The 21905-nt window shown below is 44.5% G+C and carries 19 protein-coding genes; 9 read left to right on the top strand and 10 right to left on the bottom strand.

The annotated features are described in order from the left end of the window. Nucleotides 1-27: 27 nt before the first annotated feature. Nucleotides 28-777: an acyl-CoA desaturase gene (locus CLV31_RS10855; protein WP_111392919.1), complete on the top strand. Its 750-nt coding sequence runs from the start codon at nt 28-30 to the stop codon at nt 775-777. A 175-nt stretch (nt 778-952) separates the two neighbouring features. Then, on the top strand, nt 953-1282 hold the full coding sequence (locus tag CLV31_RS10850) for a BlaI/MecI/CopY family transcriptional regulator (protein WP_111392918.1): 330 nt from the start codon (nt 953-955) through the stop codon (nt 1280-1282). 60 nt (nt 1283-1342) lie between these two features. Here CLV31_RS10850 and CLV31_RS10845 read toward each other — a convergent pair whose 3' ends face one another. Then, complete coding sequence (locus tag CLV31_RS10845) at nt 1343-4585, bottom strand: S41 family peptidase (RefSeq protein ID WP_111393081.1); 3243 nt, start codon at nt 4583-4585, stop codon at nt 1343-1345. 173 nt (nt 4586-4758) lie between these two features. Between CLV31_RS10845 and tyrS the strand changes: the two genes are divergently transcribed. Further along, a complete protein-coding gene (tyrS, locus tag CLV31_RS10840) occupies nt 4759-6051 on the top strand; it encodes a tyrosine--tRNA ligase (protein ID WP_111392917.1) in 1293 nt (430 codons plus the stop codon). Between the two features lie 138 nt (nt 6052-6189). Next, nucleotides 6190-6885 carry a TetR/AcrR family transcriptional regulator gene (locus CLV31_RS10835; RefSeq protein ID WP_111392916.1) on the top strand — a complete coding sequence of 232 codons (696 nt, stop codon included), beginning with the start codon at nt 6190-6192 and terminating at the stop codon, nt 6883-6885. 37 nt (nt 6886-6922) lie between these two features. On the opposite strand, the gene CLV31_RS10830 is transcribed toward CLV31_RS10835, so the two are convergent. After that, nucleotides 6923-7345 (bottom strand): hypothetical protein, encoded by a 423-nt coding sequence (locus tag CLV31_RS10830; RefSeq protein WP_111392915.1) that lies wholly within the window; start codon nt 7343-7345, stop codon nt 6923-6925. 70 nt (nt 7346-7415) lie between these two features. Further along, complete coding sequence (locus CLV31_RS10825) at nt 7416-8387, bottom strand: zinc-dependent alcohol dehydrogenase family protein (RefSeq protein WP_111392914.1); 972 nt, start codon at nt 8385-8387, stop codon at nt 7416-7418. 109 nt (nt 8388-8496) lie between these two features. Here CLV31_RS10825 and CLV31_RS10820 point away from each other — a divergent pair, with 109 nt between their 5' ends. The 5 genes from CLV31_RS10820 to CLV31_RS10800 are packed head-to-tail and all read left to right on the top strand — an operon-like array spanning nt 8497 to nt 14822. Continuing rightward, nucleotides 8497-9264 (top strand): SDR family NAD(P)-dependent oxidoreductase, encoded by a 768-nt coding sequence (locus tag CLV31_RS10820; RefSeq protein WP_111392913.1) that lies wholly within the window; start codon nt 8497-8499, stop codon nt 9262-9264. A 9-nt stretch (nt 9265-9273) separates the two neighbouring features. Then, a complete protein-coding gene (locus CLV31_RS10815) occupies nt 9274-10482 on the top strand; it encodes an acyl-CoA dehydrogenase family protein (protein WP_111392912.1) in 1209 nt (402 codons plus the stop codon). Further along, a complete protein-coding gene (locus CLV31_RS10810; RefSeq protein WP_111392911.1) occupies nt 10479-11507 on the top strand; it encodes a phosphotransferase family protein in 1029 nt (342 codons plus the stop codon). Before CLV31_RS10815 ends, CLV31_RS10810 begins: the two co-directional genes overlap by 4 nt. 5 nt (nt 11508-11512) lie before the next feature. Beyond that, complete coding sequence (locus CLV31_RS10805) at nt 11513-12391, top strand: 3-hydroxyacyl-CoA dehydrogenase (RefSeq protein ID WP_111392910.1); 879 nt, start codon at nt 11513-11515, stop codon at nt 12389-12391. Nucleotides 12392-12440: 49 nt separating this feature from the next. Continuing rightward, nucleotides 12441-14822, top strand: a complete 2382-nt coding sequence (locus tag CLV31_RS10800) for a hybrid sensor histidine kinase/response regulator (protein WP_111392909.1) — start codon at nt 12441-12443, stop codon at nt 14820-14822. A gap of 156 nt (nt 14823-14978) precedes the next feature. Here CLV31_RS10800 and trmB read toward each other — a convergent pair whose 3' ends face one another. The 7 genes from trmB to CLV31_RS10765 all read right to left on the bottom strand — a co-directional run bounded on the left by trmB (nt 14979) and on the right by CLV31_RS10765 (nt 21902). Further along, a complete protein-coding gene (gene trmB, locus CLV31_RS10795) occupies nt 14979-15638 on the bottom strand; it encodes a tRNA (guanosine(46)-N7)-methyltransferase TrmB (protein WP_111392908.1) in 660 nt (219 codons plus the stop codon). Further along, complete coding sequence (locus CLV31_RS10790) at nt 15639-16928, bottom strand: bifunctional folylpolyglutamate synthase/dihydrofolate synthase (protein WP_111392907.1); 1290 nt, start codon at nt 16926-16928, stop codon at nt 15639-15641. A 342-nt stretch (nt 16929-17270) separates the two neighbouring features. Beyond that, nucleotides 17271-18227 (bottom strand): energy transducer TonB, encoded by a 957-nt coding sequence (locus CLV31_RS10785; protein WP_111392906.1) that lies wholly within the window; start codon nt 18225-18227, stop codon nt 17271-17273. Between the two features lie 2 nt (nt 18228-18229). Then, entirely contained in the window at nt 18230-18619 is a 390-nt protein-coding gene (locus CLV31_RS10780; protein ID WP_111392905.1) for an ExbD/TolR family protein, read from the bottom strand. 2 nt (nt 18620-18621) lie between these two features. After that, on the bottom strand, nt 18622-19311 hold the full coding sequence (locus CLV31_RS10775; RefSeq protein ID WP_111392904.1) for a MotA/TolQ/ExbB proton channel family protein: 690 nt from the start codon (nt 19309-19311) through the stop codon (nt 18622-18624). A gap of 1 nt (nt 19312) precedes the next feature. Further along, entirely contained in the window at nt 19313-20125 is an 813-nt protein-coding gene (locus CLV31_RS10770; RefSeq protein ID WP_181452610.1) for an SPOR domain-containing protein, read from the bottom strand. A 67-nt stretch (nt 20126-20192) separates the two neighbouring features. Continuing rightward, nucleotides 20193-21902 carry a TonB-dependent receptor gene (locus CLV31_RS10765; RefSeq protein ID WP_111392902.1) on the bottom strand — a complete coding sequence of 570 codons (1710 nt, stop codon included), beginning with the start codon at nt 21900-21902 and terminating at the stop codon, nt 20193-20195. Nucleotides 21903-21905 lie beyond the last annotated feature (3 nt).

Genomic DNA, 21905 nt, shown 5'->3' with positions numbered 1-21905 from the left:
TGTCCAATTAATAAACCAATTGCCCGAGTGATTATCATTATCTTCTTCCTATTGCACTGGTATTTCTCCCTGTTTTGCCAGAGCTTCTTCCTTCACCGCTACGCCGCTCATCAGATGTTTGTGATGAGTAAATTCTGGGAAAAATTCTTCTACTTTTTCACCTGGATTTGGCAAGGCAGTTCCTATCTCTCACCCAGAGCCTATGCTATTCTTCACCGGATGCATCATGCCTATTCGGACACTCCCAAAGATCCGCACAGTCCACACCACACCGAGAATCTTTTTACGATGATGTGGAAGACCAAAAACATTTACAATGACTATTTCAGCTTCAAGTTGAAACCTGAAGAGCGGTTTTCAAAAGATATTCCGGATTGGGGAAATTTTGACAAGTTCGCTGACAACATGGCCGTACGACTTGGCTGGGGTGTATTTTACGTGTTGCTTTATGTGTTGTGCATTTCAGTTTTCGAACTTCCGGGTACTCATTGGTGGATGTATTTCCTTTTGCCCATTCATTTCTTAATGGGCCCGGTCCATGGTGCGATTGTAAACTGGAGCGGACATAAATACGGCTATGCCAATTTTGATAATAATGATCAATCAAAAAATTCATTGCTACTGGATGTTTTGATGCTCGGAGAGTTATTTCAAAACAATCATCACAAACTTCCCAACAGACCCAATTTCGCTGTAAAATGGTACGAGTTTGACCCTACTTATCCGATCGTTAAGCTTTTGCATGCCACAAAAATAATCAAATTAAGAGCGGCATAAAGGCTGAAAAAAAAACAAAATAAAGGTCTTCCACCGGAAGACCTTTATTTTTTAATACCTAATTATCAATGGATTATTGAAAACTTTCAACTAAAATGTAAAAATATTTTCCGATTTGCTTTGCAAATAAGAAACTAAACGTATAATTTTCTATGGAATTAAAACTTAACACCTTATGAAACCATTAACCAGAGCAGAAGAGGAAATCATGCAAATCCTCTGGGATATTGAGCGAGGCTTCGTGAAAGATATCCTAACCCCCATGACAGAACCAAAACCCGCTTACAATACGGTATCCACTATCGTAAGAATTCTTGAAAGAAAAGGGTTTGTAAGTCACAAATCTTACGGCAAGAGCCACGAATACTTTCCAATCGTTTCTAAAGATGAATACAGAACATTCATCATCAAGAGAATGCTGGAAGGATACTTCGACACCTCTTTTGCTAAATTGACTCAGTTTTTCAAAAACGACGAATCACTGAACACAAAGCAATACCAGTAAAATACTTTAAATGGATAAGCAATTAAGAAACCCCGGCCTTTTGGACCGGGGTTTCTTGTTTTATTTGATGTCCTTAAGCAATTCTTCCACTGCCTTTTCGAGTTGTTGGTCTATGCCTTGATCAATTTTACCAGGCATATTTTTCACTTCAAACTGAGGCTTAGTTTCATTATTTTCCAACCACTCTCCTGCTTTGTTTTTGGCAGAAATCGGAACAGCGCCCCAGCGGGTTCCATCAGGAAGGCTTTCCCATCCGGCAAAAGAACAGGTTCCCGGAGTAGGCATGCCGACGGTTTTTCCAATTTTCAAATCAGTATAGCCGCAGGCAAAGCAATGTCCATCCGAATAGTTAGCTTCATTAAACATGGCCAAAGTAGGTTTTGTCCAGCGCGCGGTAGGCTCACCACCCACCACTTTGTCAGCGGTGGCATAGGTCAAGAAAGACTCTCCCGTAAAGAACATCGCCAAATCAGCCACCAAATCACCGCCTCCGTTGAATCGGGTATCGACCACCATCCCTTCTTTTTCAAAATACTTGCCCAACATGTCCTCATAGACATTTCGATAAGGCCCGTCGCTCATTCCAGGAATATGGACGTAACCCAATTTTCCACCACTTAACCTCTCCACTTCTTCCTGGTTCTTTTTTACCCAACGCTTATAAAGCAATTGATTCTCTGCACCCAGAGTGATCGGTTTCACGGTATACTGATTCCTTGAATTGGTTTTAGGGTCATACACTTCGATCAAGGTAAACTTATCCGCTTTTCTGTTGAGAAGCTTTGCAAAATCAAAATCCGGTGCGATCAATTCTCCGTCAATTCGTTCGATGATCATTCCAGCCCCTACTTTTATATCTGCTTTGTCTAAGGGACCTCCGGGAATTACCTCTGTTATTTTGATCCCGTTGCCAGTATGGCTGTAGTCAAAAAATACACCAAGGGCACCTGTGGCATCGGCCATTGGCACTGACCTGCTAAATCTTGCTCCGGCGTGTGACACGTTGAGCTCACCGATCATTTCGGAAAGAAGTTCTGCAAACTCATAGCTATTACCGATATGTGGCAAATACTTTTGGTAGGCTGGCTTGATGGCATTCCAATCAATTCCATGCATGTCCGGCGTATAGAAAATCCCCTTTGTTCTCAACCACACATGCTCAAAAAGATGTGCAGTTTCCGCATTTTTATCAAAGGTCATCTCCCCTGCAATCTTGATGGATTCCCTCTTCATGCCTTCCGGATTGATTTTGGAGATACTTCCATCAGCAAGGAGAAAGAGATTTTTCTGGTCTTTATCCCATATCAACCGGCCTGAATTGGCGTCTAAGGCAATTTCCTGCTTGGTTTCTTTGGTTCTCAAATTGGTTGACCAAAGGTTCATGCCTTTCTCAAACCGGGCGAGGTAAAACAGCTTTTCTCCGTCTTTGGATAGCACTGCGTCACCCATTATGGATGAATGAATGGTCAATCGGGCCTTTCGATCCTCAAACCCATCCCAGTTGAATACCAAAGTTTCGGTCTTTTTCTCGTCAGCTTTTGAATCGGTTTTAGATTTATCTTCTGTGGCATCCGGTTTTTTGGATTTTTCGATTTCCTTCAAAAGATCAAACTCTTCCTTGCTCAAGCGAAACTTATCCCAAGCAGCCTGATCAAAGAATAAGGCATAGACGTCTTCTTCCATTCTTCCGCTGGTAGCATAGCTTCTCAGACCGTCCCGGTTGGAAAACCAGATCATCTGCTTTCCTCCGTTGACCCATTTCGCATTGTCATCAGAATACCCGCTTTGGGTGAGCTTTCGCATTTTTTCCTTTCCCGAAGCATCCAAAAGAACTACCTCAGAATTGGTCATCGTAGGTCGGTAGCTGGCAAGGAGCCACTTGCTGTCAGGACTCCAGGTGAAATATTGATCCCCATCGCTCATGTGGAAAAGCAAGTCTGGTCCCATCAAAGTTACCGTCGCTTTTGTGGCCAAATCCATCACCTTCAGGCTTCTTCTTCCTTCTACATAAGCCAGTTTCTTTCCATCCGGAGAAAACTTAGGTAAGTAGGCCTCTGTAGCCATGCTTACCAAAGGCTCTTCTTTGAGCAAGGTTGCCGCAAAGAAAAACGGTTCTTCTGCTCTCAATTTGGAGCTTTTGAAAATCTGCCATTTGCCTTCACGCTCAGAGGCATAAACCAGTGATTTTCCATCCGGAGCAAATTCCACAAATCGCTCTTGCTCAGGCGTATTGGTGATTCTTTTGGTCAGTGAACCATCCACGGAAGTGACAAAAACCTCTCCGCGTGCAATGAAAGCAATTTCCTTACCATCAGGGGAAATTGACATTTCGCGTACACCACCATTGATAGAGATGTAATTATCCGGATTGGAAATAGCTTGGGTAGCAATGGAAACTTGTACCTTTTTAGGCTCGCTGCCTTTTCTCATGGTGTACAATTCCCCGTCATAGCTAAAGCTCATGGTTCCATCCTTGGCGATGGACAAAAACCGAACGGGGAAATTCTTAAATGAAGTCAGCGCCTGAGTTTGATTTGGGTTAGCTACCGGCATACTGTACACATTGAAGCTGCCATTGGCTTCACTGAGGTAGTAGATTTCTGATTCGTCAGGAGAGAAAACCGGATTGCGGTCTTCCCCATAGAATTTGGTCAGCATCACATGCTCATTTTTGGAGGCATCATACATCCAAATGTCTCGGGCAATGCCTGACTGATGATGCTTTCTCCATTCGTTTTCCCCTCCTTTTTTATCATGATAGATCATCTTGGAGCCATCCTTGGAGCTTTGCACATACTCCGCAGGAATGGTCCAAACTTGATCCACTCTACCGCCTTTTTTGTTGACCTGATACAATTCAGGCTGAGATCCGGTAGGATATTGCCGATGCTCAGCCAAGTCCATTCTAGCTGCACCAAAAATGATTTTTTGATCATCTGAACTGAAGTCAAATGGCATCTCATCGGTCGAATGATAAGTCAGTCGGGTAGCTTCTCCCCCGCCGGCGTTCATGACAAACACATCAAAATTGCCATACCGATCCGAAGCAAAAGCAATGTGCTGCCCGTCCCGAGACCATACAGGCTTAAAATCATGTGCTTCGTGAAAGGTCAGTTGGGTGGCTTTGCCTCCTGCGCTGGGGACAAGATAAAGGTCACCTTTGTAAGTAAAGGCAATCTGACTTCCATCCGGAGAAATGGCCGGATAGCGAAACCAATTGGGTGAAGTTTGGGCTTGGACAGCACTTCCCATAAAAAGGGAGGCTCCAAAAGCCAGAGTTAGAAATCGTTTTATCATAGACATCAAAAGGATTTGTGCGAAAGTAAGTAAATAAATCAGGCACTCACCTGTGCCTTTTTGAAGAGTGGTCATGCAATTATGTTGCGCAACTTAACCAAAAATTCAATCCAAAGGGAAATTTCCATACTTCCCCGATAACCCTATATTTGCGGGCAATTAAAAACGACCTTTTTCCGATGAATTCATTTATACAAGAACTGAGATGGAGAGGAATGCTCCAGGACATGACACCTGAAATCGAAGAACACCTTGCCAAAGGCATGGCTTCGGCCTATTTGGGGTTCGATCCTACTGCAGATTCCCTTCATATCGGACATTTGGTGGGTGTGATGACTTTGCTTCACCTCCAAAGAGCAGGTCACAAACCTTTCGCTTTGGTCGGCGGGGCCACCGGGATGATTGGAGATCCATCTTTCAAATCAGCCGAGCGAAATCTATTGGACAAAGCCACACTAGATCACAATGTAGCTTGCATCCAAGGACAACTATCCAAATTTTTGGACTTTTCAGGTGCCACTTCCAACAAAGCTGAATTGGTCAATAACTACGACTGGATGTCTCAGTTTTCCTTTCTGGATTTTATCCGCGAAGTAGGAAAGCACATCACGGTCAATTATATGATGTCCAAAGACAGCGTAAAAAGAAGACTGGAAGATGGAAATGGACTCTCCTTTACCGAATTCAGCTACCAGCTGATTCAGGGCTATGACTTCTACCATCTCTGGAAAAATAACAACTGTACCATCCAATTGGGCGGCTCAGATCAATGGGGAAATATCGTCACCGGGACTGAACTCATCCGAAGAATGGGCGGTGGAAGTGCCTATGCTTTGACTGTTCCCTTGATCACCAAGGCAGACGGCACCAAATTCGGAAAAACCGAAAGCGGTTCCGTATGGCTAGATCCGGAAAAGACTTCTCCGTATGCGTTCTATCAGTTTTGGCTGAATGTGTCAGATGAGGATGCATCTAAATATATCCGCATTTTTACCATACTGGATCAATCTACCATCGAACGCTTGGAAGCCGAGCATGCCCAAGCTCCTCACCTGAGAACGCTCCAAAAGGAAATCGCCAAGCAAGTGACCATCATGGTCCACAGTCAGGAAGATTACGAAATGGCTGTAAAAGCTTCCGAGATTCTTTTTGGGAAATCCTCTACAGAGGACTTAGCTTCTTTGGACGAGCGAACTTTCCTGGCGGTATTTGAAGGTGTGCCCCAGGTTCAATTGACCAAAGAAGAATTTAATTCGATTGAAAATATATTGGATCTTTTCGGAGAAAAAACCCATGCTCAAATCTTCCCTTCCAAAGGAGAAGCACGCAAAATGATCCAAGGAGGCGGGGTAAGTATCAACAAAGAAAAAGTAGCGGATCCCAATGCCCCATTGAGCTTCAATCTGTTGCAAGGAAAGTATCTTTTGATCCAAAAGGGAAAGAAAAACTACTACATTCTGGAAGTAAAATAAAACTCCTGATTCTCAGCAGAAAGGCCTCAAGAATAAAATTTGAGGCCTTTTTTAGTTGAATCCGGTTCGAAAAATGGTTCTTTTTTGACCCGGATTTAATATCTTTGAAGTCACTTTTCAATCAAGCATATCAAACCCATGGCAGGAGAAAAAAACAAGGAAAAACTCATTCTGGATTCAGCGGTAGCCCTTTTTACGACCAAAGGTTACAATGCCACACGTATGGAAGATGTGGCTAAGCGGGCAGGAATCAGTAAGGGCCTCACCTATTTTTATTACAAAAACAAAGAAGACCTGTTCATGGCGTTGACCAAAAAGGCCTTTGATCAGTTTAAGGAGGAGTTTCGGGAATCCTTCCGTTCCAAAGGAAAAAACGGATTGGAAATGATCACCGATCTGGTCCAGCGGATTTGGGTATTTGCCAAGGAGCAACCGGTTTATTACCAAGCCATTCTTCACTTTTTGGATGTGATGAAAAAATACACCAATCCAAAGCTGAGACATGAGATAGATCCCTTGATTCTTGATTCTACTCATTTTCATAAGCTACTCGAGCTTCATCACGAGCCGGCCCGAATCGGGATTCAGATGGTTTCTCAGGGAATCAAAGACGGAAGTATTCGTCCGGAATTACAGCCTGAGATCACTTTCTATACCATTTGGAGTATGATCATCGGGTTTGAAAAAATGAGTGGCCCGATCGAATTTGAAGGAAAAGAAACCAAAATCAGCCCGGAATCCTGGCAACCAGGCTTTATCAAACTGATGCAGGATATGCTTAAAGGAACCGTGCAGGCAAGTAAACCTCAAATCGTTCAGGCAAGTTTGTTCTAAAACAAGAAAGGCTGTCGATCGACAGCCTTTCTTGTTTTTATCTGCTTTTCCAAAGCTCTTTGAGCTGCATTCCATTGACGAGTAATACAAATCGGGTAGGATTGGGCACTAAGACAATTCTCATATCCACCTTTCCCAATTGATCCGATTCGATCGGAACGCCTTGGTTACCGCTCACTTCGTAAGTGATGATACCTTTGGCATCAGGCAGCATTTCCTTATACTGATTGGCCAAATAAGCGGTGGGCAAAAGAATATCCGTATCGGACTTCAATTTAGCATAGATCTTTTCCAATTGGGGTTCAAGCACTTCCTCATATTCCTCATTGAAATCATCCTCCAGATCATGCAGTTCTTCTTCCAGATCGTCATAGCTGTCGTCGCTATAATCCATCTGACTCAGTTGATTTCGTTTTTTGACAATTTCGGTAAGCTGCTGATCTAACTTTTCCCAGTTCATGGAGTAAAATTTGGTTTGTTGAAAGTGCAAAGATGGCTAATCCTGAAGTTTTACCCGAACAAAAGACCGATTATTCGCTGACCAAAAGGATTTTTCCGTTTCTGCCGGGCTTTTCGTAGGCTTCCAAGGCAGCTTTAAACTCCGAGAGTGGATATTTTCCTTCGATATCGATCTTCGAATCCTCCTTCATCAGAAATCCAAAAACCGTCTGAAAAGCCTTCATCCGAGCCTCAGGTGCCATTTCCTCTACCCAAGTACTCAACCAAAAGCCTTCAATTCTGAGATTTTTAAAAATGAGTAATCCGCTGTTTACCGGCATATTTTCCAAGGCTAAAGCACCGAAAACCATCATTTTTCCTTTGGGTCTGAGACATGCCAAAGCTTTTGCTCCAAGCATTCCTCCGACTGCATCAAAAACTACCTGAACTCCCCCTTCAGTTTTTTCAGGCACTACTTTCTGAAGCTTCTCTGTTTCGGTATTGACTACCAAATCTGCTCCTAGATTCTCCAACACCGCCTTCTGGGCATCATGACGGACTGTGGCGGCCACTTTGATTCCTTTTGACTTGGCCATCTGAATGGCAAATTTCCCAAAAGCTGAGGCTCCCGCAGTGATCAATAGCCATTCTCCAGCCCGCAGGCCTGACTCCTCGATCATGCCGTAAGCGGTCATCGGATTGACAAAAGCCTGACAGGCCACCTCATCCGACATCTGAGGCGGTACAGGAATTACCAAAGCAGCAGGCACACAGACATAGTCTCTCCAAGTACCGATGGCGGTAAACATCACTCGGGTGCCTGCTTTTACCTTCCCGGCCTCATCCCCCTTTTCTACCACACCACTCGCTTCAAAACCTGCACTGCTGGGCAGCTTGGGAGTGATGCCATACATCCCACGGACAAACATGATGTCGGAAGGATTGATATTTCTCGCCTTGACTTTGACCAAGACTTCATGCGGCTTCGGAGTGGGGATTGGGCTTTCTCTTAACTGGAGTACTTCCTGAGGAGGACCGGTCTGTTCAAAAATAAGTTCTTGCATGGGCTTGATAGTGAGATGATTTTTATCAATTCAATGAAATAACTGGAGGATTCCACTTTTCCACTGAGTTAACTTTTATAACTTAAGGAAGTAATATAACCCAAAACTCATGGATTTATCTTCGGTTTTTTCTTTGGAGGGGAAAGTGGCCCTCATTACGGGCGCCAGTAAAGGCATTGGATTCAGCATTGCAGAAATTTTTGCAGCAGCAGGAGCCAAAGTGGTCATCAGTAGCAGAAAACAAGACGCATTGGACGGAATGGCCGAAAAACTCAGGTCCAAAGGATATGTAGGCAGCGGCATTGCTTGCAACGTCGGAAACATGGATGAACTTCCTGCATTGGTAGAAAAAACGGTGGCCTTATATGGTACCATCGACATTTTGGTCAACAATGCTGCAACCAATCCCGTGTTTGGTCCAGTCCATGAAACCAGCCTGGAAGCATTTGACAAAATCATGAATGTCAATGTCAAAGCAGCCTTTGAATTATGCCGTCTTTGCTATCCTCATCTGAGAAAATCCTCCGGAGCCTCGGTAATCAATATTTCCAGTATCGGGGGTATCTCCCCTGAACATGGATTGGGAATCTACTCAGTGTCCAAGGCAGCCTTGATTTCCCTCACCAAAGTTTTCGCCAAAGAATGGGGGGATTCTAAAATCCGGGTCAACGCAATCTGTCCGGGACTGATTCAAACCAAATTCTCCGAGGCCCTTTGGACCAATGAAAAAATCATGTCCATGATCATGAAGCAGCTCGCCATCAAGCGTGCCGGCACTTCTGAAGAAATCGGAGCCATGGCGCTTTTCCTGGCTTCCTCTGCCTCGTCCTACACTACAGGTGGTGTATTTACAGCGGATGGGGGCTTTACCATTTAACTTACCCCAATGCATCCTACCCCAAATTTTCCTCCAGAAGCTTTAGCCCCACTTCTTGAGAAATACAGGCAATTTATCCGGGAAGAAATCTTCCCCATCGATCTGAACGTGGTCCAAGGACCATTTAAAAGTTACCTTCCGCGATTGCATGACCTTCGGACCAAATCCAAGCAACTTGGACTTTTCGCCCCTCACCTATCCAAAGCGGACGGTGGTGTTGGATTGAATTTGGTTCAGTTTGCGCAGGTCTCTGAGATTTTGGGCCAAAGTCCGATCGGCCATTATGTGTTCAACTGTGCCGCTCCGGATATCGGAAATATGGAGTTGCTCCATCTTTTTGGCACAGAGGATCAAAAGTCAACTTGGCTCAAACCACTTCAGCAGGGAGAAATCCGGTCCTGCTTTGCGATGACCGAACCGGCCTTGGCAGGTAGCAATCCGGTGCATTTGGCAACTACAGCGGTCCGAGAAGGAGATGAATTTGTGATCAGTGGTCACAAATGGTTTACCACCGCTGCAGATGGCGCCAAATTCACCATCGTGATGGCAGTGACCAATCCCGAAGCGGAAAGCCCCTATCAGCGGGCAAGTATGATTTTGGTCCCTTTGGATAATCCAGGCTATCGACTGATGAGAAACATTCCGATCATGGGTGAGGCTGGAGAAGACTACCTTTCTCATGGAGAGGTTAAATTTGAAAATTGCAGGGTACCCGTTTCCAATCTGATTGGAAAGGAAGGACAGGGATTTGCGTTGGCTCAAGAAAGACTAGGTCCGGGCCGGATCCACCATTGCATGCGTTGGATCGGCATCTGCGAGCGGGTTTTTGACCTCATGTGCCGTCGAGCCATTTCGCGGCAACTGGATCCCGGAAAACCACTAGCTGAAAAGCAGACGATTCAAAACTGGATTGCCGAAAGCCGTGCCGAGATCAAAGCAAGCCGGCTCATGGTCATGGATACGGCCCAGAAGATGCAGGAATTGGGAGCAAAAGCGGTAAGAGAGGATATTTCGACCATCAAATTCTTTGTGGCCGATGTCCTGATGAAAGTGATCGATCGGGCGATTCAGGTTCACGGGGCATTGGGAATCACGGATGACACGCTCCTGTCTTTTTGGTACAGACATGAACGCGGTGCCCGAATCTATGACGGACCCGACGAAGTACATAAATCCGCTTTAGCTCGAAGTATTTTGAAAAGCTTTACGGAGAAATGAAAACCGAATTACCCTTTGAATCACTCAAATCCTATTTGGAAAGTCCGCTTTCTTGCAAAGCGGATCAAATCACCGTATCGCAAATTTCCGGAGGCTATTCCAATCTTACTTTTTTGGTTCAGGCGCCTGATCGGAGATTGATCCTGAGACGACCGCCTTTTGGAGAAAAAATAGCCAAAGCACACGATATGGGTCGGGAGTTTCGGATTTTGGAAAGTCTTCAAAAATCCGGTTATTCCAAAAGCCCAAAGCCATTCTTGTATTGCGAAACGGAGTCCGTATTCGGAGCCCCATTTTTCCTGATGGAATGTGTTGACGGATTTATTCTTCGAAACAAAGTGTCAGAAAGGATGGAAATCAGCTCAAACGACTTCCTTCAACTTTCCAGAAACACGTTGGACTGCCTGATCGAACTTCATGGTTTGGAGCTTCAGGATTCTGGCTTGATTCAACTCGGAAAACCGGAGGGATATACTCAGCGACAGGTAGAAGGCTGGTCTGAGCGCTATTTCAAAGCCAAAACCCATGAGCTTCCGGAGTTAGAACAGACCGCAGGATGGCTCAAGGACCATATTCCTTCTTCTGAATCCATAGCATTCATCCACAACGATTTCAAATACGACAATCTGGTGCTGGATCCTGAAAGTAAAACAGCGATCAAGGCAGTTTTGGATTGGGAAATGGCTACCGTGGGAAATCCATTGATGGATTTGGGAACGACCTTGGCCTATTGGGCACAAGCTGATGATCCCCAAACCCTGAAAATGTTTAACCTGAGTCATCTTCCCGGAAATTTCACCAGAAAACAGGTAATTGACTACTATTCAGAAAAAACAGGGAAGCCAATGGACCACATGATATTCTATTATGCCTTTGGACTATTCAAAGTAGCCGTGATTGCCCAACAGATTTTCAAGCGGTTTTCCCTAGGGTTTGCCAATGATCCCCGTTTTGCTGCATTAATTCAGGTAGTCGAAGCAGCGGGAAAAATGGCACAGCATTCCATCTCCATCCAAAAAATCTAACCCACATGCGCATCCATAAAATTTGTATTCTGGGAGCCGGAACCCTTGGTTCACGCGTCGCACTCCAATTTGCTATTTCCGGTTTTCAGGTTTCCGTTTACGACATCTCTCAAAAAGCACTGGACTTGGGTCATAAAACCATGGAGAAAATCCTTCGTCAATTGGTTAAAGCCGGACAGTTGCATGAAAGCCAAATCACTGAGATTTTTTCCAGAATCCAATTTACTCTTGATCCATTTGAGGCAGTTGAAGATGCCGATTTCATCAATGAAAGCGTTACCGAAGAAGTAGATATCAAGAAAAAAGTCTGGAAGCAGTTTGGCGAAATTGCTCCGGAGAAAACCTGGTTTACCACCAATACTTCCTATCTTCTCCCCTCCATGTTTGCTGAGGAAAGCGGACGTCCGTCCAAATTCTGCGCCTTCCATTTTCATGATGTGTTTTATTCCCGAGTGGTGGATATCATGCCTCATCCGGGAACTGACCCTGCCATGATTCTGATGTTGGAAGATTTGGGAAAAAAACTCAATCAAGTGCCCGTTTTGGTCAAAAAAGAAAATCCGGGATACATTTTTAATACCATGTTGATGGCTTTGATCGGAGCCGCTGGAAAATTATTAACTCGGGAAGTAGGAAGCATCGAGGATATCGACCGATCCTGGATGGTCAATTTCCACATGCCTATGGGACCATTTGGAATTTTGGATTCGATAGGTTTGGATACCGCCTGGCATGTGACCCATAAGATGCCCGATGCTGCTTCTCAGGCTTTCGCGGCACTTTTGAAAACATACCTAGACCAGGGAAAACTGGGCGAAAAATCCGGAGAAGGGTTTTACACGTATCCCAATCCAGAATATCGAAAAGAAAATTTCTGTCAATAAGATCCAATCCCCCCAGTTACGACGTAAATGGGGCCAAACTACCCCCTTTATGAATCGTCGACTGATCACCCATCTCCTGGTCGGATTCTTTCTAGTCTTCGCGTCGGTATCCCATGCCCAAGACGCCAAAGAAACCTATCCAGTTTCCATCCATGACCAAGCGCAGATTTGGGATATGGGAAAAGAATTTATTCCATTGAGCAAATTCCTTTCTGAGCCATCAGAAAACAGATTTAAACCCTTGCCCAATCCCAATTCCAACCTGGGATTTACGGATCATCACTATTGGGTAAGGTTTGAGCTCACTAATCCCGGTTCCGTTTCCAAGTCTTTATTTCTCGAGACCGCCAGGCCAATTACCGATGTGGCGGATTTGTATTTTTTGGAAAATGGTGAAATTCAAAAAATCATAAAAAACGGTGATTTGATGCCCTTTGCTGATCGTGAAATCAGCCATCGAAAGCTTCTTTTCCCAATTACCCTTTCTCCTGCTACCAGCACAGCATTTTTTCTTCACTTGAAAAGCGACGGTGAAGTTATCAACTTGCCGCTCGTACTTCATGATGGGACTTCTTTGATCGAATCAACTTTCACGGATCAATTGGTCTTTGGTGTGTTTTATGGAATTCTGCTTTTGGCCGGATTGACGTATTTGTTTTTCTATTTTGGGATCAAGGAGAAAAGTTTTATCCTTTACGTTTCCTATGTCCTTTCTATAGGATTGCTTCATTCCAGCCTGGACGGTTATTTTTTCCAATATCTACTAAGAGAGCCGGGATGGTTTTCAAATCGAAGTCTCCTGATTTTCGCGGCCGTTTCGGCTATTCTTCTCAACCGATACAATCAGGTTTATATCCGAGTCCGAACCTTTGCCAAAGGCCTGCATTACACCATTCATGTAGTCAATGGACTCCTGGTGGGACTGCTATTCTGTATAATTTTCATCAGCTCTGGCAAGCCTCTCTATTACCCTTTAGTCAATGCCTTGGGATTTTTAGGCGTATTGTTGGTGATTGCTTCCATAGTAATGAGTTATGTGAAAAAAAAGCCGGTCGATCTTTTTTTCGCTTTGGGTATTACCGCGTTGACTATAGGATTTATCACCTTTATTCTGAACAATTTCTCTCTGATTGAGAACTCATTCATCACAGAAAATTCCGCCAAACTGGGAACTGGATTGGAAATTCTTTTCCTTTCGCTTTCCATGGCAAACCGAATTCGAATTCTGAGAACGGAAAAGGAAAAAGCGCAGGAACTCGCCCTGCAGCGATCCGAAGAAAGCAACGAAATCAAGTCCTTTTTCCTTTCCAATGTATCACATGAACTCAGAACTCCCCTCAATGCGATTTTAGGTCTTTCTCAATCCATTATGAAGGAAATTCAGGATGAAAAGATCAAAGAGAACCTCGAGGTCATCAAGTATTCATCCTTTTCTCTCCTTTCTTCCATTGACGATATCCTGGATTACTCCAAAATCGAAAAAGGCGAACTTAATCTGGAACAGAAAACTTTCGATTTTTTGAAGGTTTTGAACGAAATCAAGCTGCTTGCTCACCAACAAACCCGGGATAAAGGACTCAAATTCATCGTAGAGGAAAAAGTCCAACTTCCTAAAAAACTCATTGGGGATGCCACCCGCTTCAGACAGATTCTGATGAATGTAATCCATAACTCGATCAAATTCACCAATCAAGGAGAAGTCAAACTTGCCATCACAGATTTGATAGAAAGTGGATCAAATAGCATTTTAAGTTTCGAAATCAGTGATACCGGAGTAGGTATCAAGCCGGAAAAACTGGACCGTATTTTTGAATCCTTCATTCAGGAACAAATTGACGATAAGCGAAAATTTGGGGGATTTGGACTCGGTCTTTGTATTGTCAAAGCCCTGACCCAACTCTACAATGGAACTGTGGCGATCCAAAGTGAAGTCGGCAAAGGCACCAAAGTCAGCATTTCCCTGACTTTTGGAAAAGCCGAGGAATCAGTTCAAGATCCGGTCAAAGCACAATCAGAGACCTTGCTGCTAGGCAAGCGGATTTTGGTAGTGGAAGACAATCCCGTCAATCAATTGGTCATCAAATCAATCCTAAGAAAGTGGAAGGGCATCACCTTTGACTTTGCCAATCATGGTCTGGAAGGATTGGAAAAATTGCAGCAAAGTCATTTTGACCTCATCTTGATGGATCTGCAGATGCCGGAAATGGACGGCTATGAAGCAACAGAAGCCATTCGTGCCGGCTCAGCCGGTGAAAAATACCTCACTATTCCCATTATTGCTGTGACGGCAGACACCACCGAGAAAAGCAAGCTCAGAGCCAAAGCAGTGGGTATGGATGACTACATGACCAAGCCCGTTGATGCCGAAATTCTTTTGGAAAAGGTGCTGCAAGCCTTGTTTTTGGAAAAAGTGCAGTTGGAAAAACTCTGAAATTATCCTTTGAGGTCTTTCAGACCTCGAAGGTTTCACTAGTTGATTCAGACCTTCGGGGTTTTGAAAACCCCAAAGGTCTACCTGGTTATCCTGCTTCTCCAGAAGCAGGATTTTTCATAATAAGTCCAGCTTTAGGAAAATCAGAACAAGGGATTACTTAAATCTGAACTTCAAATACTTGATCTTCTCTCCCTTGTCGGAAAACATCTTCTCATAGCGGGTTTTGATCCCATGGTGTTCGTCCCGCATCTCGCTTTGGTAAAAGTCATGCGTGAAGGCTAAGATCTCGATGTCTTCGCGACTTTTGACGAGTTCCAAGGTATAGTCAAAAAGCCCTGTATTGTCTGTTTTGAAGTGAACCAATCCATTTTCCTTAATCATCGGCTTGTACATATCCAGAAACTTCGGAGAAGTCAGCCGGCGCTTTTCATCTCCATCTCGTGGAAAAGGATCAGGAAAGGTGATCCAAAGCTCGGAGATCTCGCCTTCGGCAAAAAACTGATCCAGATTTTGAATTTGCGTTCTCAGAAAAGCCACATTGTTTAATCCTTCCGTTGTTGCGGTAGAGCTCCCCTTCCAGATTCGGCTGCCTTTGATATCCACTCCGATGAAGTTTTGATCACGGTATTCACGGCCCAGACCCACGGTAAATTCTCCCCGCCCACAAGCCAATTCAACTACGATGGGATTTTGATTTTGGAACTGTACTTCGTGCCAGTTGCCTTTGATGGATTCGAAAAGTGGCTTTCCAGCCTGAATGACATTGGGATTGGCTTCATTTTGGGCGAAGCGAACCAGCTTTTTTCTGCTCATTTAGAGGTCGTCGATTTCTGCGACCACAAAAGTACTCCCTCCCACAAATATCAGGTCATTTGGACCTGCATTTTTTCGGGCAAATTGAAGCGCTTGGTTCACCTCGGATATCACTTCTCCTTTCAGACTATACTCAGCTGCCTTTTCAGCAAGCAATTCAGCTGGCATGGCACGAGGTAAATCCGCCTGACAGAATACATACCGGGCATCCTTGGGAAGCAATTCCAAAATCTTGGAGATATCCTTGTCCTGCACCATCCCCAAGACCATCCAGAGTCGATCAAAAGAATAACTTTTCAACTGACTCAAAATGGCCCGAATTCCGGGTTCGTTATGGCCTGTGTCTGCAATGACGGTTGGTTTTTCTCCTAAAATCTGCCATCTGCCTTTTAAGCCGGTAAGCTGGGTAACTTCTTTTAATCCTTTTTCCAGCGCTTCATTGGATATCTTCCAGCCCTTACTTCGAAGCTGATTTACCGATTCCAGTATACCGGGCAAATTAAAAATCTGGTAATCACCCATTAGACCATAGTCCAAGGAATAAGTTTCTCCGTCTTTTGATACGGTGTATTTGGCTAGTCCAGGCTCAGTAGCTGCGACTTTTTCCAACCTGAATTTTTGATCTGCAAAAATGATCGGAGCCTCATTTTCTTGGGCTTTTTGGATGAAAACCGATGTGGTTTCTTCTTGAGTTTGGCTGACGACTACCGGAATATTTGGCTTGATGATTCCTGCCTTTTCTCCGGCAATCAGAGGAAGCGTATCTCCCAAAAACTGCATGTGATCCCAACCGATATTAGTGATGACCGAAAGTTCAGGAGTAATCACATTGGTACTATCCAGTCTTCCTCCCATTCCCACTTCGATGATGGCAATATCGACCTCCTCTTTGGCAAAATACCAAAAAGCCAAGGCAACCGTCATCTCGAAGAAGCTGGGCTTTAATTCATCCAAAAAGGCCTTGTTGGCTTCTACAAAATCCACTACCGCCAGTTCGGTGATTTCTTGACCATTGACCCGAACACGCTCGGTAAAGGATTTGAGGTGCGGAGAAGTATACAGCCCTGTTTTAAATCCAGCAGACTGAAGTATGGCCGCCAAAGTATGGGAAGTACTTCCTTTTCCGTTGGTTCCGGCTACATGAATGGACTTGAATTTTCGCTCCGGATTTCCCAAATGTGCACAGAGCGCTAGGGTATTGCTCAGGTCTTTTTTGAATGCAGAAGCACCTACCCGCTGAAACATGGGAAGTGCATTGAAAAGGTAATCCAGGGTTTCTTGGTAATTCATTCTTAAATCCAATTATGTGTATCCGGAACAATTTACGGAGGTCTTGAATAGCAAATTTTCCTTTATGAAAAATCCACCCTTCATTCGTCGGGACAGGCTCCTAGCCCCCTTGGTAAGAGGGAATCCGCCTATTTGGAACCTCAAAATCTAAGTTAAATCGGTAACGTGCAAACATGCGGATACACATAAATCCAATTGAATTCGTCAGCTTTTCCAAAAATCATTAGGCAATTCCGATAAAAAAATGTTTAGCATCAGATTTCTTCGGTCTACGGTCTTCGGTCTTCCCGCCCACTGCATTGAAATTTAAATCACCAAATGGATCATTTTCCAGAAATCAGATTAATCCACCTTAATCACAAAGGTGATCTTTCCGGTAGAAAAATCGGCAGCTGCCCCACCGGATTTTTTGAAATTGATCTGATTGACTACCTGACGGTAATAGGCCAACACATCGTTGGAAACATTGTATTCTAACGGAACAGCCTGAACTACCCGACCGGAGTCGTCTACGGTGATTTTGAATACGATTCGACCATTTCTGGTAGAAACCCGGTCATTGATATTCGGCCTGGAGGCAAAATCCCATCCTGCCATATCCAAGCTATATCCCGCACCGGAATTGGTTCCTTTTCCACTTCCTTCACCCATGATCGCTCTCCCGTCCACTGTACCGGTTGGACGACCTTCATCGCCTTTGGCATTGGAGGAACCCTGGGCACCTCCTGAAGCTGGAGTCGAGCTTTTTCCCGAGGTACCGCCCGCCCCCATCACAGCACGAGGGTCAATTTTGGGTTGTTCGGGAGCTTTTTGAGTAGTTTGTTCTGCTTCTGATTTAGCCGGAGTGGTGACTGTCTTGATAGGCTCTGCTTTGACAGGTTCAGGCTTTTTGGTTTCAACAGCCGCTTTCTCCTCTCCTTTGATTGGGGAGGGTTTAGTCGTTACAGCCTGGTTGGCAGCTGGTTTGGAAGCGGTTTTCGGCTTTGCTGTTTCTGTTTTAGGCGCAGGTGCAGGAGTGGCAGGTTGGGTCACGGCTTTCGCAACCTCTCCCGGTGCTGCTTGTTCCACGCTTTGGGAGGGAGTTTCGGAAGGTGCATTGGGGCTGTTTCGATTACCCGATCCCACATCCGTAAAACCAAGATTCAGCTCCAAACCATAGGTGGGCAAAGGAGGGATCTGAGGACGCCACACCACGATAAAATAAAAGGCAAGAAGCAACAGCACATTCACCACCGCAGTAATGATCGCTGATTTTTTCTTGCTGTCTTTTTCTATTTGGTCGGCATTCCAGGTTTGCATGATTAGTATGGTTTGGTGGCGATAGACACGTTGGCCTCCAAGCCAGCCGCGATTCCGCCGATTTCCACTAAGTATTCAACGGGAACTTCTTTGTCAATGTGCAAAACCACTTGACCTTTTTTCCCTTCCAATAGGGTGGCAAGTTCAGATTTGATCTGATCACGCCCCACTACTTTATCATTGACCGAAAATCGCAGATCTTTCGTTACAGACACGGTTACTTCCTGCATCACAATATCTGATGACTCGCTGGATGGTAAATTTACCGGCAACCCAGAAGGCGTAATGAAGGATGAGGTCAGCATGAAGAAAATCAAGAGCAGAAAAATAATGTCCGTCATAGAGGACATACTGAATGCTGCTTCTACTTTATTTTTTGACTGCAGTCCCATGATTATTTATCCTGAAGAAGATCAATAAACTCAATGGAGGTATACTCCATGTTGTGCACCAGCTTGGAAACCTGAGTAACCAAATAATTATAGCCCAAATACGCTATAATTCCCACCACAAGCCCCGCTGCTGTGGTAATCATCGCTTCATAGATCCCCATGGAAAGCAGCTTTGGCGACACATTTCCTTCTTCCTGTGCAATCGAGATAAAGGCTTGAATCATCCCGGTTACTGTACCCAAGAAACCGATCATGGGGGCAGCACCTGATACTGTCGCCAAAAGCCCCAAATTCTTTTCTAGTTTGTAGATCTCGATCTTACCCACGTTTTCGATAGAGACTTCGATATTTTTCAAAGGTGATCCGATTCGGTCGATTCCTTTGGCGATCATATTGGCCACCGGTGTATTTTCTCCGGCACATAGGATTTTCGCTTTTTCGATTTGCCCGCTTTGTACCAAAACTTTTACTTGGTCCATTAAGTGGCTGGGGGTTTTTGCAGCCTTATTGAGGGTGATAAGCTTTTGGACAAAGATGAAAATCGCCAGTACAAACAAAAGGTAAAGCGGAATCATCATGTAGCCTCCTTTGAGCAGGAGATCCAAAAGGCCGATGTTTTCTTTGGTGGCTTGGGCAGCCATAGCGTCCGCAGTGGACAGGGAATCAACAGTTAGGGTTTGGAGAAGGATCATATTAATAGTTCAAAATCCATAAATCTTCAGTGTATTGAGATTTGATCTTGGCGACCTCATCTGAAGCGGCTTTCCAAGTGTCAAATTTCCCAATGGCTACCCGATAATTTGGACTGGACTCGTAAGGAGTAATCAGATAAAGTTCAGGTGATTTGCCTGCAAACTTCGCGGTGATCTCCAAAGCCAACTGCTCATTGGGCAAACTTGAAACGACGATGAAATACCTCACTTTTTCAGCTTTGGATTCGATGCGGATCAAACTTCCACTTACCGTATTGGCAATTGTTGTACCAGTTTCTGCGGGATTAGAAATATTAGGATTTGAATTATTTATGGTGGTGATAGAATCCTGATTTACAGGAGGTATGGTTTCTTCACTTGGTGTGATTTCTGGCTTAAGCGAAACGCCGGAAAGGCCAGAATTCACCTCCTTGGTTTGAGATTCGACCACAGCAGCATTGGAATTGGTCTGAGCCAATTGAAGTTGCCAAACAATCACCGCCAAAACTGCCACTGCCAACAAGATGACAACCCAAACCCAAGTGTTGGATTTTGTCTTTTTCTCTGAATTGATTTTTGGAACTTCTTTGGCCTTTACGAAATCAGCTTTAGGCTTCTCTTCCGAACCACCAACTTGCTCTTGTGGCAAAGGAATTTCACTCTTTATTTCTGGAATAATAGAAACAACCTCTTTCACTTCCTGCGTTTCTTTTGGAAGAGAAATTTGAGTTTTGATTGGAGTAATTTCTACAAAAGGCAACCCATAATCTTTGGGATCTGACCAGGTACGGTTGCCGTTATCTTTTGCTGACATCTTCATTTGGGAAAGGCTACGAAACTAACCTAAATGAACGGAAAGCCCAACCTCAAATCCTGAAATATCAGAATTTGAAGCTGGCTCCTCCGATCAGCTGAACACCACGAACAGGGTAATTCAGCCAACGCATGTTTTTTCCATTGGTCAGGTTATTCCCCTCTGCGAAAATGGAGATTCGGTCTGTGATCTTGAAATCAGCCTTTAACTGCAGGTCTGCGATGGTTTTAAGATTGACTACTTCGATATCCGGAGGAAAAATAGCAGCCGCGCTCACATCCCCTCTTGCCTTGATTCCCCCCATAAAATTCAGATTGGCCTGAAGCAAAAGCTTCTCAACCGGCTTCACCTGATTATTGATCGAAAGTGCCCAAACGGGTCTATGCCAAGCTTCTGCCTGAGTACTCAAGTCATACTGGTACAAATCCAATCTGGAACCCAAGGTGTACACGTCAGAAAACTTCATCCCCAATTCTGCATTTAAGTTGACTACGGTAGTCTTATCATCATAAACCAATTCAAATCGTGCAGAGTCGGCAATCGAATTCACGAAAAAATGCAGATTATTGAATCGGCTCACATCGATACCTGCTCGGTAATGAAATGCTTCCTGAAACTGCCCCTCTATCCCACCGGCAATTTTGTAATTATTCACCGTGTTGAGCAATTGAAAACTTGGTCCTAAGAAAGGATTTTCGCGAACAAAACTGAAATAGGTATTTCGCTGTACATCTCCGGAAAATTCTCCATAAAACCCAAACTCCTCGGCAAACTGATAGCTCACTTTCAGCACGGGGAAGATTCTAAAATCACTCTTTTTCTCGGGTAATGAATCATTCTCAGAGACAATATTCAATCCTGCCGTAAATCGGAAAGCCTCATAGTTATAAGACACTTCTGGTCGGATGGCGAGGTAAGTTCTCGTCAAGTCATACAGCAAATCTTCCGTACCTGTAGAGAAATAGCTCAAACCAACTTTACCTGACCAATCATCGGATGGTCTAAACTTCCCCAAGGCCTGCACTCCCACTTCATTTTCTCTCGCCAAATAGCTGTCTTTGAAGCTTCTAAAACCCAATTTGGCTTCGTAACCAAATGGACCGACTTTCTCAATGTCGCGGATTCCTGCGGAGAACTGAACATTATTCTGAACATTGTTTTCAATGACAGGACCGATAAAGTCCGCATTGTCAGGAACTCTAAAATTGGGATCCTCACCGTAAAAAGAATACTTGTCCTGTCCCCAACTCAATCCCCCAAATACTTCTGCTCTCTCCAGAAAGTAACTCACATCACCGCCAAAGGTGGTATGTGCCTCGGGACTTGCATCGGCATAAGGTCCCGCAGGTCCTTTTCCAAAACTCTGATGTTTAAATCTCAGCGCATAGTTTAGCGGATCGGCAGTGGTCGACATGTAGCGGGCTTCCAATAAAGGTGAAGCAAAATTGCCATACCCTGCTCTCACCAGGCCGGGGTATAAATCCTGCTTAGGCTGCCGATAATCCTTTTGAACCGGGGTGGGCTGTAGCGTTAGCGCAGGAATGGAAAGGAAATAGGGCGTGATAGCATAAGTAAAATCTTCCATCCCCTTAGGCTGAGGCAACACAGGCAGACGCTCAAAAGAACGTGGCTGAGTCGGCACGGTCAACACACGATCCTTTCGGATCACAAATTCTTGGTCCTGCACTGCTCCTCGTTGCGGAGTCTGTGCCAGAGTAGAAGTCAGGCCTCCTAAAAAAGTACCTGAAAACAATAAGGTGATCACTAATCTTTTCATTGG

The sequence above is a fragment of the Algoriphagus aquaeductus genome (assembly GCF_003253485.1).
GTDB lineage: Bacteria > Bacteroidota > Bacteroidia > Cytophagales > Cyclobacteriaceae > Algoriphagus > Algoriphagus aquaeductus.
Note: the sequence above shows the minus strand (reverse complement) of the source record. Positions and strands in the feature narration are given on the sequence as shown.

Bases quoted from the DNA above. Each gene is read 5' to 3' on its own strand.
- CLV31_RS10850 (WP_111392918.1), top strand. From the start codon at position 953: ATGAAACCATTAACCAGAGCAGAAGAGGAAATCATGCAAATCCTCTGG.
- CLV31_RS10845 (WP_111393081.1), bottom strand. From the start codon at position 4,585: ATGTCTATGATAAAACGATTTCTAACTCTGGCTTTTGGAGCCTCCCTT.
- tyrS (WP_111392917.1), top strand. From the start codon at position 4,759: ATGAATTCATTTATACAAGAACTGAGATGGAGAGGAATGCTCCAGGAC.
- CLV31_RS10835 (WP_111392916.1), top strand. From the start codon at position 6,190: ATGGCAGGAGAAAAAAACAAGGAAAAACTCATTCTGGATTCAGCGGTA.
- CLV31_RS10830 (WP_111392915.1), bottom strand. From the start codon at position 7,345: ATGAACTGGGAAAAGTTAGATCAGCAGCTTACCGAAATTGTCAAAAAA.
- CLV31_RS10825 (WP_111392914.1), bottom strand. From the start codon at position 8,387: ATGCAAGAACTTATTTTTGAACAGACCGGTCCTCCTCAGGAAGTACTC.
- CLV31_RS10820 (WP_111392913.1), top strand. From the start codon at position 8,497: ATGGATTTATCTTCGGTTTTTTCTTTGGAGGGGAAAGTGGCCCTCATT.
- CLV31_RS10815 (WP_111392912.1), top strand. From the start codon at position 9,274: ATGCATCCTACCCCAAATTTTCCTCCAGAAGCTTTAGCCCCACTTCTT.
- CLV31_RS10810 (WP_111392911.1), top strand. From the start codon at position 10,479: ATGAAAACCGAATTACCCTTTGAATCACTCAAATCCTATTTGGAAAGT.
- CLV31_RS10805 (WP_111392910.1), top strand. From the start codon at position 11,513: ATGCGCATCCATAAAATTTGTATTCTGGGAGCCGGAACCCTTGGTTCA.
- CLV31_RS10800 (WP_111392909.1), top strand. From the start codon at position 12,441: ATGAATCGTCGACTGATCACCCATCTCCTGGTCGGATTCTTTCTAGTC.
- trmB (WP_111392908.1), bottom strand. From the start codon at position 15,638: ATGAGCAGAAAAAAGCTGGTTCGCTTCGCCCAAAATGAAGCCAATCCC.
- CLV31_RS10790 (WP_111392907.1), bottom strand. From the start codon at position 16,928: ATGAATTACCAAGAAACCCTGGATTACCTTTTCAATGCACTTCCCATG.
- CLV31_RS10785 (WP_111392906.1), bottom strand. From the start codon at position 18,227: ATGCAAACCTGGAATGCCGACCAAATAGAAAAAGACAGCAAGAAAAAA.
- CLV31_RS10780 (WP_111392905.1), bottom strand. From the start codon at position 18,619: ATGGGACTGCAGTCAAAAAATAAAGTAGAAGCAGCATTCAGTATGTCC.
- CLV31_RS10775 (WP_111392904.1), bottom strand. From the start codon at position 19,311: ATGATCCTTCTCCAAACCCTAACTGTTGATTCCCTGTCCACTGCGGAC.
- CLV31_RS10770 (WP_181452610.1), bottom strand. From the start codon at position 20,125: ATGTCAGCAAAAGATAACGGCAACCGTACCTGGTCAGATCCCAAAGAT.
- CLV31_RS10765 (WP_111392902.1), bottom strand. From the start codon at position 21,902: ATGAAAAGATTAGTGATCACCTTATTGTTTTCAGGTACTTTTTTAGGA.